Source organism: Priestia sp. TGN 0903 (assembly GCF_050846855.1).
In the GTDB taxonomy this organism is placed as follows: Bacteria; Bacillota; Bacilli; order Bacillales; family Bacillaceae_H; genus Priestia; species Priestia zanthoxyli.
Window position 1 is genome coordinate 317,485 of the sequence record NZ_JBOZGL010000003.1, and the last position, 15,354, is coordinate 332,838.

The window sequence follows — 15,354 nt, forward strand, 5'->3', positions numbered from 1 at the left end:
CGGGGTTTTCTGCTAGACAGACGAACGCTTTTCTTATGATACAATAAAATAATAGATAGGGAACCGAAAGAAGGGGGAAATAGATGGAATACACCGCAAAACAATTTACGCCGCAGTTAGAAAAGCATATACATAAGGTTGAAAGGTCTATGCAAGAACTTCTTAAATCCATATATGAACAATATAAAGAAGCTTTTGAAAAAAAGGGGATGGAGATCTCTGTAGATGTGATCCGTGAAGGGGAAAATCCTTTTCACCCTGGTTATCACGCCACTATTCAAGTGGGTATTTTAGAAAAAGATGAGTTTTTAGATGGTCTTTTTATTCCTATCTGGCACTGTGTACGCACATTTTTGGGCATTCGTTCTTCGAAGAAGCTCCCAGGTAGCAAGATAACCGGAGAGCTGATGGAAGAAACAGAAGAGGAAATAACAAAAGAAGTAGTAGCCTATTTAGACATGCAGCTAGAAGATTAGAAGCAACCTGCTTCTAATCTTCTTTAAATTGAAGAAGGTGCAGTTTCTTTTTCAATTTGTCTTTTAGCACGAATAAAGGCCGTCAGCTGCTGAATTTCTTCTTGAGATAGTTCCGCACCGTCGACCGTAATTCTATGAGTCTGAGGCGATGTTAATTCGATGGGTGCATCTGAAGGAGAATGAGGTTCCTTTTCCTTACCTAGCAAGTAGTCTGTTGATGTATCAAATAGTTCTGCGATTGTAACGAGTGCTTCAAGAGAAGGACGACGATAGCCAGATTCGTATCCTGCGTAGGTGCTTTTAGCAATTTCAAGCTGGTCAGCTGTATATTGAAGAGACCATTTTTTTTCTTTCCTGAGTTGAGCTAATCTGCTTAACATTCATGACGCTCCTTTGTAGGTGTAGTATGTAAAAAACCGAGGCATTCAGCTCGCGCGCAGATCTTTGGAATCAAACCGTGAGCTAATTTACATTTTTATTCATTATATCATTGCCGTAGAGAAAAGTGTACGCGAAACGAATAATTTTTCTCTTGATTTATTGAATTTGGGTTACTATAATTACAGGTGAAGTACGCGAAATGAATATAATTTATTTGATAGATTGTCAGGTTTTTTTACAGAAATTAAGCAAAGGGGATGTCGGTTTTGAAAAAACTATTATTGTTATCAACTGGCGGAACGGTCGCTTCACTTGAAGGTGAAAATGGACTTGTTCCTGGAATGGAGCCAGATCAATTACTAAGCTACATACCTGATTTAAATGAACATTGTCAAATTGACAGCAAATCTCTTATGAATCTTGATAGTACAAATATGCAGCCTGAATGTTGGATAGAGATGGCAAAAGCGATTGAAGAGCATTATAATGAATACGATGGTTTTGTTATTACCCATGGAACAGATACAATGGCCTACACATCGGCAGCTCTTTCTTACATGCTTCAGCATTCTAAAAAACCAATTGCGATTACAGGATCTCAAATTCCTATTTCATTTAGTAAAACGGACGCGAAGCGCAATATTGCAGATGCGATTCGCTTTGCATGTGAGGAAACAGGCGGAGTCTATGTAGTCTTTGACGGTCGTGTGATTCAAGGCACAAGAGCAATTAAGCTTCGTACAAAAAGTTATGATGCATTTGAAAGCATTAACTATCCATACGTGGCGTCTATCCATGATAATACGGTGGAATATACAAAATCGGTTGGCTCTAGTAAAGAAGAGTTGACGGTTAATACATCTCTTTGTACGGATGTGGCAGTTGTCAAACTGTTTCCCGGCATTAAGCCTGAATTTTTCGATGGATTAAAAGATGTATATCAAGGCGTTGTTGTTGAAAGCTATGGAAGTGGAGGAATTCCATTTCAAGTTCGCAATATTTTAGCCAAGCTTATTGAATTGACAAATCACGGTGTATCCGTTGTCATTACTACTCAGTGCCTTGAAGAAGGAGAAGACATGGGCATTTATGAAGTAGGCCGAATGATTAATCATGACAGCGTCGTTCGCTCAAAAAACATGAACACAGAAGCCATTGTTCCTAAATTAATGTGGGTGCTCGGACAAACCAAAGACCCTCACCAAGTGAAAAAGATAATGGAAACGTCGATTGCAGAAGATATTAATTAAAAAAGAAAGCAGGTACAGCTATGAAACAAGAAACAGCAGGATATCGTACAGAAGCTGATTTTCTAGGAGAAAAACAAATTCCAGCAGACGTATACTACGGTGTACAAACCGCACGTGCCGTAGAAAATTTCCCGATTACGGGTTATAAAGTACATGAAGAAATGATTAAAGCGCTTGCTATCGTAAAAAAAGCGGCAGCGCTTGCAAATATGGATACAAAGCGCTTATATGAAGGTATTGGAAATGCGATTGTGCAAGCAGCTGATGAAATCTTAGCAGGTCAGTGGCATGAATACTTTATTGTGGATCCTATTCAAGGCGGAGCAGGAACGTCAATGAATATGAATGCTAATGAAGTGATTGCAAACCGTGCCCTTGAAATTATGGGAGACAATAAAGGCGAATACGGTAAATTAAGTCCTAACAGCCATGTGAATATGTCTCAGTCAACAAATGATGTATTTCCAACGGCTATCCATATTTCAACGCTGAACTTATTAAATAAACTTCTTGTTACAATGAATGATATGCATGATGTATTTAAACGAAAAGCGCAAGAATTTGATCATGTAATTAAAATGGGCCGTACGCATCTTCAAGATGCTGTACCCGTTCGTCTTGGTCAAGAGTTTGAAGCATACAGCCGCGTGTTAGCGCGCGACATTAAGCGTATCAGCGCAACGCGTGACCACTTGCATGAAGTAAATATGGGGGCGACAGCTGTTGGAACAGGTTTAAATGCAGATCCTCGCTATATTGAAAATGTAGTCAAACACTTAGCTGATATCAGCGGTCTGCCGCTTGTGCATGCAGAGCATTTAGTGGATGCTACTCAAAATACAGATGCTTATACAGAAGTATCTGCAGCGCTTAAAATCTGTATGACGAATATGTCTAAAATTGCAAATGACCTGCGTTTAATGGCATCAGGTCCTCGTGCAGGTCTAGGAGAAATCAGCCTTCCTGCTCGTCAGCCTGGTTCTTCAATCATGCCAGGAAAAGTAAACCCGGTTATGGCTGAATTAATCAATCAAATTGCGTTTCAAGTAATGGGAAATGACCAAACGATCTCTCTTGCTTCAGAAGCAGGTCAGATGGAGCTTAACGTTATGGAACCTGTGCTTGTATTTAACTTGCTTCAATCAATCAGCATCATGAACAACGGTTTCAGAAGCTTTACGGATCACTGTTTAGCAGGTATTGAAGCAAACGAAACGCGCATGAAAGAATATGTAGAAAAAAGCGTAGGGATCATTACAGCTGTTAACCCTCACTTAGGCTATGAAGTCGTATCGCGTATTGCGCGTGAAGCGATTTTAACAGGAAAACCAATTCGTGAGCTTTGCCTTCAATACGATGTGTTAACAGAAGAGGAATTAGATCTCATTTTAAATCCATTTGAAATGACGAACCCTGGTATTGCAGGAAGTTCATTATTTGATCGTCAATAAAGAGAACGGCTTCCATAAGGAGGCCGTTTTTTTTATAAAGACATTTGCTGAATGAGGCGGCGTATTTTCTGAGCTGTTGCAGCCAAAACGTCATCTTTTTCAGCATATCGGGGAATTTACGTATAAAAATCTCCGAAACACTCCTCTTTATATCTCGGAACGACGTGCATATGAAAGTGAGTTAACTCGTTAAACATTCCCCCGTTTTGAGAGAGAGTAACTCCGTCTGGAAAAAAGAGTGTCTTCACTGCTTTTGTCATTAGCTTCGCTGCATTCATCACGGCTAGTATGTGTTCAGTATCAAATTCGTCGATTTCCACTATATGTGTTTTAGGAAGAATTAAGAGGTGGCCTTCGTTAAACGGCTTGTGGTCTAGCAGGCACGTCACAAACGAATCTTCAAATATCATATGCGATTTCTCCTGGTCATTTGCTAATCGACACCCTAAGCAATCTATACTTGGATTCCCCATCATATGTTCTCTCCTTTTTTAAGATAACTAAAGTGTAGCATGAGAAGTGTCAGGAGGAATAGATTGAAATATACACAGTTGTTTTTTCGCTTAGTAAAGAGAGCCCGGGTATATGACCTGGGCTCTTTGGTTCGTTCTTTTTATTTATAGGCTTTGCTGATTTATCTAAAATTTACTATGGTTTTAATTGTAAAATAAATATCTTTACAGTATAATGACAGTGTAACAGTTAACTGTAACTGAAAAGGGGGGGATTGTTTGAAAACATATACAGGCAAGCAAATTACGGAATTATTAAACAATGAAGGTGCGGACTTGAACCTGCGTACGGTGCGGTATTACACGCAAATAGAAATTGTTCCTCCGCTGGAGCTAGTGGGAAATAAGCGCGTCTATACAGATCAGCATGTTCATTACTTTCGAGCCGCTTTAACATTATCAAAAGCAGGGGAGTCACTAGCTTCCATTCAAGAAACGCTGCGTTCAATGAGTGTGGAAGAAGTGAAAAGTATAGGTGCGCAGCTCCCTCTTTACCAAAGCAAACAAATTCAAAATCAAGAAATGCATCAAGTCAATGAAGATGTGTTTGTCGCTATGAATCGGAAGTTATCAGCAGACGTACGGCAAAAAGTAATTGAGTCTGTTACTCAGATTTTAAAGGAGCATTCATCGCATGATTAAATTAGCGGTGGCAAAATCAGTAATGGAAAAAGAAGAAGGAATGAACCACCTATGTATTACATTTGAACGATCGCAAATAAAAGTTAAAAACATCACGATTGATATTCAGCTGCCCGAAGGTTTGTTCAAAACAAGAAACTTAAATGGGTACTGTGAAAACCCACAAGGACAAATCGAAGTAAAACATATTGACGATGAACCTTTATTAATAGAGCTCTACACGGAAGAGACCGTTTTATATCCACAGGCAGAGATTGCAGTTGCGGTGACTTACCGCGATGAACACTTGCATATACAGCAAGAAAGACATTCTCTAATGATTAAATTTACCGATGAAGATTTGATAGGGGATTCATTTTTAAATCAAGAAGTCAGTGCAAAAGTAAAAAAATTTGCTCGTATTAATTCAGTGGAAAGAGGCGGTCACATGAACTTAACTCCCTATGTAGTAGAACAAACAAGTAAAGGAGAGCGTGCCTATGACATTTATTCAAGGCTGTTGCTCGACCGAGTGATTATGCTCACAGGTGAAGTTACGGATGAGGTGGCTACTAGCATTATCGCTCAGCTTTTATTTTTAGATGCAGAAAACTCAGAAAAAGATATTAGCATTTATATTAATTCACCGGGAGGGTCCATTACAGCGGGCATGGCTATTTTTGATACGATGCAGCTTATACGTGCAGATGTAAGTACATTGTGTATAGGGCTAGCAGCATCTATGGGTTCAGTTTTACTAGCGGGCGGTCAAAAAGGGAAACGTTTTGCTCTTCCTAACAGCGAAGTGATGATTCATCAGCCGCTAGGAGGAGCAAAAGGACAAGCAGCTGAAATTGAAATTCGAGCGAAGCGTATTTTGCGCTTAAAAGACCACCTAAATGAACTTCTGTCTGAACGAACAGGACAATCGCTGTCAACGATTAATAAAGACACTGATCGAGATACATTCTTTACAGCGGATGAAGCAAAAGAATATGGCTTGATTGATCAAATTTTAGTTCATCAATAAGGAGGATACCATGTGGAAAAGTCAAATCGTTACTCAGTAGAATATGAATGGGGAAACGTGATTTATTACCAAGAAGTAGAAGCAATGACGATACACGAAGCAAAAGAATACGTTCAACATACAAAAGTAAACGCCGCTATTCGCGCTGTTCATGTCATAGAAGATGTCGAATCGTAACGAAAAACTGGATCCTTTCGGGGATTCAGTTTTTTTGAGCAAATGAAGCAGGGATTTATAGGAAGAAAAGAGAATGCAAAAAGAGATTTAAAAACGAGCAGCTGGTAGCATCATTCAGCAAGAACATCTCATTTCAATTACAAAAAGAAAGGTAGATGTAAATGAAAAAAGTATGGTCTGGATTAGTAGTTCTCATTGCTATTTGTTGGGTGATAACAGGATGTCAGCAAAGCAGTGCTTCAAGCGGTACTGTTGAACAAAAGCTCGTAATCGAAAAATACATAGCCGATAATCAATATGGCCATGCGGTTAAAATGAAAGACCAAAATCAAGTGCAGAAAGTGCAGCAGTGGTTAAAAGATGTATCCTGGAGAGAAGAAAAAGCTGAAATGATTCGAAAACCTAACTACATTCTTCACTTTGAACCGGTAGAAACCAAAAAGGATATAAAGGTACAATCTTATCGGATGTGGGTCAACTTAGACAACGAAACCGTTGAATTAGCTACAGATACACACTACGCACAGTTAAAGGGCAAACAAGCAAGGTCATTTATTGAACTAGTAGAACCGAAATAGAAAGCAGCTATAAACCAATGTCCAATGAAAGCTAAAACTGCATTTGTTCATATTGAAGCTATCTTCACCGATATGCTTGAGGATCTTGAAGGGACAGAGCTACTCATTACTAACGCGCTTGATATGAGGATGTAGAAATATTAAATGTCAGAGGTGACAAGCAGCAATTATTAAATGTAGCCATAAAGAATTACACTTACAGGTAGGTCCATTATTAAAACATTTTGCTATAAGAAGTAAGGGAAAAAGAGAAATCAAGACGCTGATTTCTCTTTTTTATTTAGGCGTGTCGATGATTATTATTTCCGCGCATTTTGCGTAAAACAAAACTCACAATTAAAACTAAAATAACAGCACCAATAATTGCAGGAACAATTGCGAATCCGCCGATCTCTGGACCGAAATCTCCAAAAATTAGAGAGCCTAACCATGCTCCAATGAACCCAGCGATGATGTTTCCGATAATTCCACCTGGAACATCTCGTCCTGTTAACACACCAGCAAGCCAGCCGATAAGTCCTCCAACAATAAGCGTCCAAATAAATGACATATACCTAACCTCCTTTTTATAGGGAATTCCTTTTCAGTCTTTCCTAAAACACATTTTGTCATGCGACATGCTTGCTGCAAACCCTTTTACATTTTTTCATCTATTTATCATATATGCTAAGATAGCCCAACATTAAATTGAAGAGTTATGTATGAGAATTCACCGTGAATGTAACGATAAAATAAAGGAGAGAAGTTCAGCTTATGTACGTTTTAGATTCAATTTAGCTCATTCTATTCGCAAAAGGGGACATCTGGTTCATTTTTAAAAGCTTTTTCCCTTGGTTTTACTTTTTTTAACGGTATATGTGATATCATTTTAAGTAAACAAATTCTTAACGGGAGAACAATATGGAGTCATTATTATTAGATAAAAAGCTTAAACACATTACGAATTTAATTCTAGAAAAAAAAGAAGAGTTCTCAAAACAAAAACAAGATGAAGACAAAGATATTCAACAACAGTTAGAACCGTGGCGCGTTCATTTAATTCAAATATACGCTGATTCTGTCTCAACAAATGATACGAAAAACTTTGAAGTGCTTGAGGAATGGGGAAGAGAAGTAGCAAATCTACTTGTTGTCCTTCAGCTTCCGCTGGATGTAGCATTAGAAGAAATCAGCTATTACCGAAATATTATCGGGGAAATTATTAAAGAAGAAGCAAAAGCTGAAACATTTACGTTTGATGCCTTCTATCAAGTTATTTCTCGTTTCAACTTAGTAGTGGACAAGGCTGTGCACTGGGTTAGTAAATCATATATGACCGACTTTGCAAATAAAATCCAATCCGCGCGCTATGCAATTGATGAACTATCAATTCCTGTAGTACGCATTACGAAAGAAATTGGCGTGATTCCTCTTGTTGGGGACTTAGATACAAATCGTGCTCAAATTTTAATGGAAAATGCGCTACAGCACGGCAGTGACTATAAGCTAAATTGGTTGATTATTGATTTGTACGCCGTTCCAATTATTGATACGATGGTAGCGGACCAAATTTTTAAAGTAATTGGTGCTTTAAAATTATTAGGAATTCAAGTAGTTTTAAGCGGTATCCGTGCTGAAATTGCTCAGACGATGGTGAACTTAGGGTTAGATTTGGCTGATATTACAACTTTCAGTAGCCTTCACCAAGCAGTGGAATATGTTAATCAAGCGGACTAATATAAAACAAAAGCCCATGATATGGTTACATACTCATGGGCTTCTATTGATAGAAGAAAATTTGAAGTTTATTTAATAAAGCATCTAATGATTGACTAACTTGAAGTGTGTTAGGACTTGTCATTCCTTCACGGACAGCCGTTTGAATCATCAACGTTCGTGTCTGTTCGATTTCTTCTATTAGTATTTGGTACATAGATTTGTCTTTTTGATGGGTTGAAAGCAGCATGTTGATTCCTCTTTTTTTATAGTGATTATGGTTAAATTAACATTAATAGGTTTATTTTTCAATATTATGAAATTAAAAATAGTAAATTTTAAGAATTTTTCATATGAAAAAAGAACCTCTTTTTCAACAGAGGTTCTTTTTCTAATATAATAATTCATTATGCATGTTTATGACTACCACGCATTTTTCTCATGATGAAACTTACGATTAACACTAAAATGATCGATCCGATAATAGCAGGAATAATAGCAAATCCACCTACAACTGGTCCGAAGCTTCCAAAGATAGCTGAACCTAACCAAGAACCGATGAAACCGGCAATAATGTTACCAATAATACCTCCTGGAACGTCTCTTCCCGTAATTAATCCGGCAAGCCACCCAATAATACCACCTACAATAAGTGCCCATAAAAATGACATAAATATCATCCTCCTTTTTAATGATGTATTGCTTATATAGGTTAGTACCCCACTTAAAAGAAAACTATTCATAGAATAACAAAAAAATAAAAAAACTTGGAAAAGGACTTAAGAACTGGGATAGAGTCATAGAAAATAGACTAACTAGTATATAATAGAAAAAGGAACATAGTTTAGAAGAGAAAGGAGACATGAAGTGAAAATAAAAAATCAAAGCGATATAGTAGAACAACACTTGATTCAGCACTGGATGTATTTTCAGCATACGAAGAAATCTGTGAAGGTGGATACACCAGAAATGAAATGGATTTCTGCATCTCCTTATAATCGCTGCATATATGCAGGAACCCGTCATATTGAGACTGCGTTAGGGATGTGCTCTTCGGAAGGGGAAGAACCTCTATGGATTGTTGGTCCATCTTCATATGATAACCTTGGGCCAGTTCTTCATAAAAATGGATTTGTTCCTTATGAAAAATGGATCGGAATGATTCAGCACATTCAAGAAAAAGAATACGTACACACAGGAGTAGAAGAGTTTCAATGTAAGCGAGTGCACACAGAAGCTGAATTGAAAGAATGGATTACGGTATACATAGATGGCTATCAAAAACCAAAAGAATATCAAGCTGACTTTCTTGAAAGGTTTAGGGAGCTTATGCAGCACACTGACCAATATCACTTATATTTGGGTCTTTATCATAACCGGCCAGCTGTAGCTGGGTCTCTCTTTTTTTATGACGGTACAGCGGGTTTGTACTGTATCACTACAGCTAGACATATGAGGAGAAAAGGCCTGGCTACCGCCTATTTGAAGGAAGTTCTTACTGAAGCAAAAAAACAGGCAGATACGTGTATTTTGCATGCTACAAGTGCAGGAAAGCCAGCCTATGAAAAACTTGGTTTTACAGCGGTTAACGAATTTGATGTATACAGATGGAGAAATAGAGATGGAAAATAATGTGCTGAAGCTTGTGAAACAAGAGACAAAATTCGACAAAATTTTAAAAAAGTGTAGCTTCCACTTCGTTTTTGGTGTATCCTAGGAAAAAGTAGCAGCATGAGCTAGTGTTGTACATAGAACACAGATAAAAGGAGTCATTATGAAACATTTTTTTAAAACGAGCACGTTTTGGATAGGTTTAGTTGTCGGAATCGCGCTCACATTTGGTGGATATTTTACTGTTACTAGTATTTATGATTATTATTTAGGACGAGAACAGCTGAAAGTATTGACTGCCTCTCAGAAAAACCTTCAAACTGCTTTTAAAGAGTATAATCAGCTTATGGCCGAAAAAAAAACCAAAAAGCAATTTATCAATGAACTCGATGATATTTCAAATACGATAAACTATGAATATAATGAATTAGCTTCCCTTGATCCTACGATGAAAACGATGTATAAGCATACGGGCGTCATCGATGATATGGAACTGATGATTGATAATATCGATAGCATTTATGAATTAACGATGAATGATCACAAAGACGCAACAAAACCGCTTCAAACCTACGTATCTGATTTAATGGAATATGTAGAAAAAGATATGAAAAAAGAAATAAGCATGCTAAGTAAATAGAACAAAACAGCTGTCTAAACAAATGGGCAGCTGTTTTTTTGTTGATTATAAAAGGAATCTTTTGCTTGCAGGCGAAAGAGTATACTATGCACCCACTCACTTACGTGCACCACGTTCACAAAAAAGGGAGGACATAGTATGAAAAAAGTGGTGGTTATCCTATTTAGTTTATTTTCATTAGCCGCATGTCAGGTTCCTACAGCTGAAACGCTTGAAGATCCTTATCCACCCGCTATAAAAATAATAGCCGAAGGCAAAGAAGCCATCATCAAGCCTTTATTTTTTTGCTGGACCGAATGTGAAGCTGATTTTGGCGAACGAAAAAATTTCAGACAAATTGTTATGAAAGATAGTATTCCCGTCTCTCAAGATGGTCAAGTGTCCATTGAAATAGATGGTAAAAAACCTAATGCGCTTTATTACAAACAAATTCGCAATCAGTCTATTTATGAAAACACAGTAGAAAAAAAGGACATAAAAAAAACAGCTGCTATTACAGTAGATTCTACCTCTCGCAGTGATCGGTATATACTCGTAGCGGACTGGAAAGATAACAACGGTGAAAAGTTAATCGGGCGCGTCTACTATACTCCAGTAAAATTTGAAACGCCATAGATAGGGCTCTCTATGCTGTAATAGAGAGCCCTATGTTTAACTAATAGAATTAAGCGCCTGTGCAAGAGAAGAAGTAGTCTTGACCTGTTCAAATGAAAGCCCTAAGCGAATTGCAGTTTGAGAAATTTCCGGTCGAATTCCAGATAAAATGGTTTCCACCCCAATTAAACGAAGAGCTTTTACCAAATTAAAAATCTCTTGTGCCATCATCGTGTCAATCGTAGCTACACCGAGCAGGTCAATACATAAATGTTCAACGCCTTTTTCCGAGCATTGCTGAAGCGTGTTTTCTAAAATAAACTGACTTTTGACCGTTCCAATATCCCCCACAAGAGGCAGAAGGGCAACTTTGTTTTGAAGCATGATAACAGGAGAACTTAATTCATTAATTAACTCTTTCTGAGCGTTCAGCTGTTCTTGCGTATTCTTATGATATTCTTGAATAAAGATATAAATAGATAGATCAAAGGCTTTAACAATAATGTCATACCACATAAATATCTTATCCACGCTTACCTCTTCTGGGTGCAAAGAGATAAACTTCTTTAAGTAATTAACGACAATTTTTTGTGAATTAAAATATTCTCGAACGATAAAGTGAAGAGGCGTACTTAAATGCTTTGGATCACGTGCAAGTTCGACCGACCACTGCTGGAAATCGGAAAAAAAGTATTCCTCATCTTTTATAAATACGTCAAATAAATGCTGAAAATAATCTTGATTTTGCTGCTTCAGTTCTTTCACAATTACTGGATTTTTACTCGAATACACGGAGAACTCGTTTTCATCGTCGAGCTGATTGTACCAGTCTTCAGTTAATTGAAGAGAATGTTCTTTAAAAAAATGATATAGGTCCTGATTTCTATGCATGAAGACTCTCCTTACATATGTATAGTCTAATTGTTTTATAAATAAAGGCATAAAAGCATCCACTGACATAGAGTGCGGATGCTTATAAATAAATCCATTATGAAGCGCATTTATTTTCCTATACGCCTTGTTTTCCCCAACTGTAAACTCTCAAACCCAATTTATTAAAAAATAAACATTTTTTAACTAACATCTTCATGCATTTTAACTCTTTTTCATAAGGCATCACTTCTTGCGCTTATAGCTTTAGCTTCGGTAAGGCATCTTTAATGCTTTGATAGACTAAAATAAAGGACATATCATCTTCTATAGTGCTCATATGTATGGCCATGTTAGGGGAAATTCCGGTTAAAACGAGCTGAGTTCCCATTAGCTTCAGCCAATTGTAAATATTAAGAATATCACGGCCGAATGAATCGTTAAATCCAGCTAGCCCTGAGACGTCTACGATTAAGTAACGATCTTTGCTGCTTGTGTTACGCGAGGTGAAGCTATTAAATAGCATTTCTATACGCCGCTCGTTTAAAGTTCCGATTAATGGAAGAACAGAGATTCCTTCTTCTATTGGCACGATAGGCGTGGATAGCCTTTCCACTTCTTCTAAAGCTTGCTGAAGCTGTTCCTGGGCTGTAATCTCTATTGTTACGTCTTTTTGAACACCAATAAAGTAGTATTTATCTTCTTCCTCTACATATGTCGGGTCAATTGTTAGCTGATTATGAAAGAAAGAGCCGTCTTTTCGATAATTCACAAGCGTAACAGAAACTGACTGATTGCGGCTGATAGCGCTGCGAATTTCATCAACGTGGTGCGAGCTTGTAAGAGGCCCTTGTAGAAAACGGCAATTTTCCCCTAATACTTCTTCTTCCTTATAGCCGGTCATAAGGGAAAACCCTTGGTTGAGGTAAATAATTGGATTATCAGGTAAAGAAGGATCCGTCACGATAATACCAGATTGCGAACTATGAAGGGCTTTATTTAAAATGGACCATTTTGAATCTTGAGCTTCAGGTGTAGTCAATGCATTCCCTCATTCCTTGGAATTTTTATAAAAATATTGTGACATAAACACGTTTAAAAAACAATTTTCGACGCGTTTGCTTCTAGAGAAAGAATGAAGATAAGGAAAAATATGTTATAATAGTTTTGGGGGGCAAAGGGAGTGTGAACAAATGTGATAACTATCAATTTATTTAACGTTAGTTTCTTTGTGATGGCGCTAGTAGGCTTTATTCTCATTTTTTGTTTGCGTATAAAGTTTAAGCGGCCACTGTCATTCTTTAAATGGTCTTTTTTGTTCGGAACGGTGCTGCTGTTGCTAAGTTTATACTTGTTTATGGCGACCAGCCAATATATTCATTTGATATGCAATACAATCGGCTCAGTTATGACAGCGCTCTATCTTATCAGTATTATGGTGGGAACAGAAGAGTCATAAATACATATGTTTGAAAGTCTATTGAAAGTGGAAGATAAGTAGAAATGCTTAAAAGAGAACGAGACGAACTTACATTCTTTGAGCCGAAATGATGACAACTGGAAAAACACCTCGGTAAAAAATGCCGAGGTGTTTTTCGTAAATAAAAGGGAAAGGAGAATATTTAAAGAAATACTAGTCATGTTTTACTGAGTGTAGTAAAATAAAAAGTTATTATTGTATTTTTATATTGTTGCTATTGGCAACATGTGTTAGTCTAAAAGTGGTATACATTTTAGGCGATCTTGAAAAAGAGAGACGAGAAGCTTTTATTCAAGTTTCTTAAAAGCTTTACGTTTACTGAGGTGAAACAATGAAATCTCAAGTACAAAAATTTGTAGGCTATTTATTAGCTGGTGATCAAGACAGCGCTTGGGAAGTTGTGCTGGAAGAAATCCAACAGGGAAAGAACAGCCTAGATATTTATGAAAATTTAATTACAACCGCAATGCGAGTAACTGGAGATATGTGGGAAGAAAATATCATTTCTGTAGCTGATGAGCATGTTGCAACTACGACGTGTGATTATGTGCTAACTCGCTATCGCTTTTATAAAAAAATTCAGGGACACGCTTCAGACACTGCTCCAAGGGCACTGCTTCTATGCTTGGAACAAGAACAGCACTTCATTGGTTTAAAGATGGTGGCTTTATTGTTTGAGGAACATGGTTGGAATACTCGCTTTTTAGGGGCCAATCTACCTCTGGAATACGCTGAGAAAATGGCTATAGAATGGAAGCCGCACATGGTAGGATTATCTGTCAGCATTCCTTATCATATTGAGAGGCTTGCTGAATATACCAAAACTTTGGACAAATTAGAATCAAGACCAACAGTAATGGTAGGAGGGCGTTTAGTTTCTCAAATTGATTTCCGTTCTTACTGTTCTGAGCATACACGCCTAATTCCGGATCTTTACCAACTAAATAACTGGTTAATCAGTTATCACAAAGGAGTGGAAGTTAATGTCGATGCTTGAATATGTTCCAATTCCTTACTTTCTAGTGGATACTGAATTTAATATTTTGGAATGGTCGCAACAATCAGGTCATTTATTTAAGCCTTCAGCTAATTTTTTAGATCTTGTAGACGTATTTAGTCAAGAAAAGGCGAGAAAGTTTTTAAGCTTGCGCCAAAAAGATTCTCGAGAATTGTCTGTAGACGAACCCCATGATGAGCAAACGCTTGTCCAAAGCCGAGGCCAGGCTATTCAGAAAGTAGAGCTTGTGATGCAAACCAATGATTCGCCGTATTCACTGTTTGAATGCTTAATTCAATGGGATAGTGATATAGGTCATTTAGTTTGTATTCGCCAAGATGAACGTATACAAGAGCTAACGAATCTTGTTCAAGACCATCGGAAACGATTAGCAGATACAGATTTTGAACTGCTTGAACAAAAAGAACGTCTCGAAAAATCATTACAAAAAATTAAGCAATTGTCCGCTTCTTTTATTAAATTATCCTCTAAAGTAGGGCTTATACCTCTTTTTGGAGACTTAGACACAGCTCTTGTAGCTGAAAATACGTCCATTTTGCAAAACTTTGCACATGAAGGAAATTACACCACGCTTCTATTTGACTTTGGGGGCCTAGATATATTAACAACCGAAGGAATTCAAGCTTTTGCAGGCTTTATGCAGTCCTTCTATCTTATGGGGATCACATGCTATATTATTGGCATGAAACCGCACCATACGGCTGCTTTGAAAAATAGAACGTTTGGTGAACAAATTATTTATATGAATAACCTGAGTGAAATTATTGCTGTGAATAAAAATGTGAGTTAAAAGGGTGGAGGAGAAGAAAGAATAACTTTCTTCTCCTCTTTCTGTATACACTTCTTTTGTTACAATTAAACATTTATTAAATCATATTCGGAGGGGTAAGGTGATCATAGAAGAATGGATTGCGCTGCTAGTTCTGCTAGGGGGATGCTTTTTTTTAGTCAATCGGATCACAAAAAAGAT

Annotated in this window: 21 protein-coding genes; 14 read left to right on the forward strand and 7 right to left on the reverse strand. The window is 37.4% G+C overall.

The annotated features are described in order from the left end of the window. Positions 1-83 precede the first annotated feature (83 nt). On the forward strand, positions 84-476 hold the full coding sequence (locus ACRPLY_RS12570) for a hypothetical protein (protein WP_028414388.1): 393 nt from the start codon (positions 84-86) through the stop codon (positions 474-476). A gap of 23 nt (positions 477-499) precedes the next feature. Here the strand turns inward: ACRPLY_RS12570 and ACRPLY_RS12575 are convergent, their stop codons facing one another. Further along, the gene (locus tag ACRPLY_RS12575; protein WP_028414387.1) at positions 500-856 is read right to left on the reverse strand and encodes a helix-turn-helix domain-containing protein; all 357 of its coding nucleotides are present in this window, start codon (positions 854-856) and stop codon (positions 500-502) included. A gap of 267 nt (positions 857-1,123) precedes the next feature. Between ACRPLY_RS12575 and ACRPLY_RS12580 the strand changes: the two genes are divergently transcribed. Beyond that, positions 1,124-2,107 (forward strand): asparaginase, encoded by a 984-nt coding sequence (locus ACRPLY_RS12580; RefSeq protein WP_165636525.1) that lies wholly within the window; start codon positions 1,124-1,126, stop codon positions 2,105-2,107. Positions 2,108-2,127: 20 nt separating this feature from the next. Then, complete coding sequence (aspA, locus tag ACRPLY_RS12585; protein WP_014459383.1) at positions 2,128-3,558, forward strand: aspartate ammonia-lyase; 1,431 nt, start codon at positions 2,128-2,130, stop codon at positions 3,556-3,558. 116 nt (positions 3,559-3,674) lie between these two features. On the opposite strand, the gene ACRPLY_RS12590 is transcribed toward aspA, so the two are convergent. Then, entirely contained in the window at positions 3,675-4,031 is a 357-nt protein-coding gene (locus ACRPLY_RS12590) for an HIT family protein (protein ID WP_432231865.1), read from the reverse strand. A gap of 258 nt (positions 4,032-4,289) precedes the next feature. Between ACRPLY_RS12590 and ACRPLY_RS12595 the strand changes: the two genes are divergently transcribed. The 4 genes from ACRPLY_RS12595 (at position 4,290) to ACRPLY_RS12610 (ending at position 6,476) form a co-directional block, all read left to right on the forward strand. Continuing rightward, on the forward strand, positions 4,290-4,712 hold the full coding sequence (locus tag ACRPLY_RS12595) for a MerR family transcriptional regulator (protein WP_028414384.1): 423 nt from the start codon (positions 4,290-4,292) through the stop codon (positions 4,710-4,712). 427 nt (positions 4,713-5,139) lie between these two features. Next, entirely contained in the window at positions 5,140-5,721 is a 582-nt protein-coding gene (gene clpP, locus ACRPLY_RS12600; protein WP_328172743.1) for an ATP-dependent Clp endopeptidase proteolytic subunit ClpP, read from the forward strand. Between the two features lie 12 nt (positions 5,722-5,733). After that, positions 5,734-5,898 (forward strand): hypothetical protein, encoded by a 165-nt coding sequence (locus ACRPLY_RS12605; RefSeq protein ID WP_165573521.1) that lies wholly within the window; start codon positions 5,734-5,736, stop codon positions 5,896-5,898. 161 nt (positions 5,899-6,059) lie between these two features. Continuing rightward, on the forward strand, positions 6,060-6,476 hold the full coding sequence (locus ACRPLY_RS12610; RefSeq protein WP_028414382.1) for a hypothetical protein: 417 nt from the start codon (positions 6,060-6,062) through the stop codon (positions 6,474-6,476). Positions 6,477-6,756: 280 nt separating this feature from the next. Here ACRPLY_RS12610 and ACRPLY_RS12615 read toward each other — a convergent pair whose 3' ends face one another. After that, positions 6,757-7,026: a GlsB/YeaQ/YmgE family stress response membrane protein gene (locus ACRPLY_RS12615; RefSeq protein ID WP_013083843.1), complete on the reverse strand. Its 270-nt coding sequence runs from the start codon at positions 7,024-7,026 to the stop codon at positions 6,757-6,759. 350 nt (positions 7,027-7,376) lie between these two features. Between ACRPLY_RS12615 and ACRPLY_RS12620 the strand changes: the two genes are divergently transcribed. Then, positions 7,377-8,192, forward strand: a complete 816-nt coding sequence (locus ACRPLY_RS12620) for an STAS domain-containing protein (protein WP_325077746.1) — start codon at positions 7,377-7,379, stop codon at positions 8,190-8,192. A gap of 43 nt (positions 8,193-8,235) precedes the next feature. Here the strand turns inward: ACRPLY_RS12620 and ACRPLY_RS12625 are convergent, their stop codons facing one another. Both ACRPLY_RS12625 and ACRPLY_RS12630 read right to left on the reverse strand, forming a co-directional pair. After that, positions 8,236-8,421, reverse strand: coding sequence for an aspartyl-phosphate phosphatase Spo0E family protein (locus tag ACRPLY_RS12625; RefSeq protein ID WP_028414380.1), 186 nt, complete (start codon positions 8,419-8,421; stop codon positions 8,236-8,238). A gap of 157 nt (positions 8,422-8,578) precedes the next feature. Next, positions 8,579-8,842 carry a GlsB/YeaQ/YmgE family stress response membrane protein gene (locus ACRPLY_RS12630; RefSeq protein ID WP_013083841.1) on the reverse strand — a complete coding sequence of 88 codons (264 nt, stop codon included), beginning with the start codon at positions 8,840-8,842 and terminating at the stop codon, positions 8,579-8,581. Between the two features lie 196 nt (positions 8,843-9,038). On the opposite strand from ACRPLY_RS12630, the gene ACRPLY_RS12635 reads away from it, so the two are divergent. From ACRPLY_RS12635 to ACRPLY_RS12645, 3 genes are all read left to right on the forward strand, one after another. After that, positions 9,039-9,803: a GNAT family N-acetyltransferase gene (locus ACRPLY_RS12635; protein ID WP_325077744.1), complete on the forward strand. Its 765-nt coding sequence runs from the start codon at positions 9,039-9,041 to the stop codon at positions 9,801-9,803. A gap of 142 nt (positions 9,804-9,945) precedes the next feature. Beyond that, complete coding sequence (locus tag ACRPLY_RS12640; protein ID WP_014459392.1) at positions 9,946-10,422, forward strand: hypothetical protein; 477 nt, start codon at positions 9,946-9,948, stop codon at positions 10,420-10,422. Between the two features lie 138 nt (positions 10,423-10,560). Further along, a complete protein-coding gene (locus ACRPLY_RS12645) occupies positions 10,561-11,037 on the forward strand; it encodes a hypothetical protein (RefSeq protein ID WP_325077740.1) in 477 nt (158 codons plus the stop codon). Positions 11,038-11,073: 36 nt separating this feature from the next. On the opposite strand, the gene ACRPLY_RS12650 is transcribed toward ACRPLY_RS12645, so the two are convergent. Both ACRPLY_RS12650 and ACRPLY_RS12655 read right to left on the reverse strand, forming a co-directional pair. Then, positions 11,074-11,907 carry an STAS domain-containing protein gene (locus tag ACRPLY_RS12650; RefSeq protein WP_154973712.1) on the reverse strand — a complete coding sequence of 278 codons (834 nt, stop codon included), beginning with the start codon at positions 11,905-11,907 and terminating at the stop codon, positions 11,074-11,076. Between the two features lie 238 nt (positions 11,908-12,145). After that, positions 12,146-12,928 carry a PAS domain-containing protein gene (locus ACRPLY_RS12655; protein ID WP_325077738.1) on the reverse strand — a complete coding sequence of 261 codons (783 nt, stop codon included), beginning with the start codon at positions 12,926-12,928 and terminating at the stop codon, positions 12,146-12,148. Positions 12,929-13,081: 153 nt separating this feature from the next. Here ACRPLY_RS12655 and ACRPLY_RS12660 point away from each other — a divergent pair, with 153 nt between their 5' ends. The 3 genes from ACRPLY_RS12660 (at position 13,082) to ACRPLY_RS12670 (ending at position 15,174) form a co-directional block, all read left to right on the forward strand. Continuing rightward, positions 13,082-13,345 carry a hypothetical protein gene (locus tag ACRPLY_RS12660; RefSeq protein ID WP_081732902.1) on the forward strand — a complete coding sequence of 88 codons (264 nt, stop codon included), beginning with the start codon at positions 13,082-13,084 and terminating at the stop codon, positions 13,343-13,345. Between the two features lie 352 nt (positions 13,346-13,697). Beyond that, complete coding sequence (locus tag ACRPLY_RS12665; RefSeq protein ID WP_028414375.1) at positions 13,698-14,363, forward strand: cobalamin B12-binding domain-containing protein; 666 nt, start codon at positions 13,698-13,700, stop codon at positions 14,361-14,363. Next, positions 14,350-15,174, forward strand: coding sequence for an STAS domain-containing protein (locus ACRPLY_RS12670; RefSeq protein ID WP_029714452.1), 825 nt, complete (start codon positions 14,350-14,352; stop codon positions 15,172-15,174). The genes ACRPLY_RS12665 and ACRPLY_RS12670 overlap by 14 nt, the downstream gene beginning before the upstream one ends. Positions 15,175-15,354 lie beyond the last annotated feature (180 nt).

What these genes read in the sequence shown, in the direction of transcription:
- ACRPLY_RS12570 (WP_028414388.1), top strand. Translation starts at nt 84, where the DNA reads ATGGAATACACCGCAAAACAATTTACGCCGCAGTTAGAAAAGCATATA.
- ACRPLY_RS12575 (WP_028414387.1), bottom strand. Translation starts at nt 856, where the DNA reads ATGTTAAGCAGATTAGCTCAACTCAGGAAAGAAAAAAAATGGTCTCTT.
- aspA (WP_014459383.1), top strand. Translation starts at nt 2,128, where the DNA reads ATGAAACAAGAAACAGCAGGATATCGTACAGAAGCTGATTTTCTAGGA.
- ACRPLY_RS12590 (WP_432231865.1), bottom strand. Translation starts at nt 4,031, where the DNA reads ATGGGGAATCCAAGTATAGATTGCTTAGGGTGTCGATTAGCAAATGAC.
- clpP (WP_328172743.1), top strand. Translation starts at nt 5,140, where the DNA reads ATGAACTTAACTCCCTATGTAGTAGAACAAACAAGTAAAGGAGAGCGT.
- ACRPLY_RS12610 (WP_028414382.1), top strand. Translation starts at nt 6,060, where the DNA reads ATGAAAAAAGTATGGTCTGGATTAGTAGTTCTCATTGCTATTTGTTGG.
- ACRPLY_RS12615 (WP_013083843.1), bottom strand. Translation starts at nt 7,026, where the DNA reads ATGTCATTTATTTGGACGCTTATTGTTGGAGGACTTATCGGCTGGCTT.
- ACRPLY_RS12620 (WP_325077746.1), top strand. Translation starts at nt 7,377, where the DNA reads ATGGAGTCATTATTATTAGATAAAAAGCTTAAACACATTACGAATTTA.
- ACRPLY_RS12625 (WP_028414380.1), bottom strand. Translation starts at nt 8,421, where the DNA reads ATGCTGCTTTCAACCCATCAAAAAGACAAATCTATGTACCAAATACTA.
- ACRPLY_RS12630 (WP_013083841.1), bottom strand. Translation starts at nt 8,842, where the DNA reads ATGTCATTTTTATGGGCACTTATTGTAGGTGGTATTATTGGGTGGCTT.
- ACRPLY_RS12640 (WP_014459392.1), top strand. Translation starts at nt 9,946, where the DNA reads ATGAAACATTTTTTTAAAACGAGCACGTTTTGGATAGGTTTAGTTGTC.
- ACRPLY_RS12645 (WP_325077740.1), top strand. Translation starts at nt 10,561, where the DNA reads ATGAAAAAAGTGGTGGTTATCCTATTTAGTTTATTTTCATTAGCCGCA.
- ACRPLY_RS12650 (WP_154973712.1), bottom strand. Translation starts at nt 11,907, where the DNA reads ATGCATAGAAATCAGGACCTATATCATTTTTTTAAAGAACATTCTCTT.
- ACRPLY_RS12665 (WP_028414375.1), top strand. Translation starts at nt 13,698, where the DNA reads ATGAAATCTCAAGTACAAAAATTTGTAGGCTATTTATTAGCTGGTGAT.
- ACRPLY_RS12670 (WP_029714452.1), top strand. Translation starts at nt 14,350, where the DNA reads ATGTCGATGCTTGAATATGTTCCAATTCCTTACTTTCTAGTGGATACT.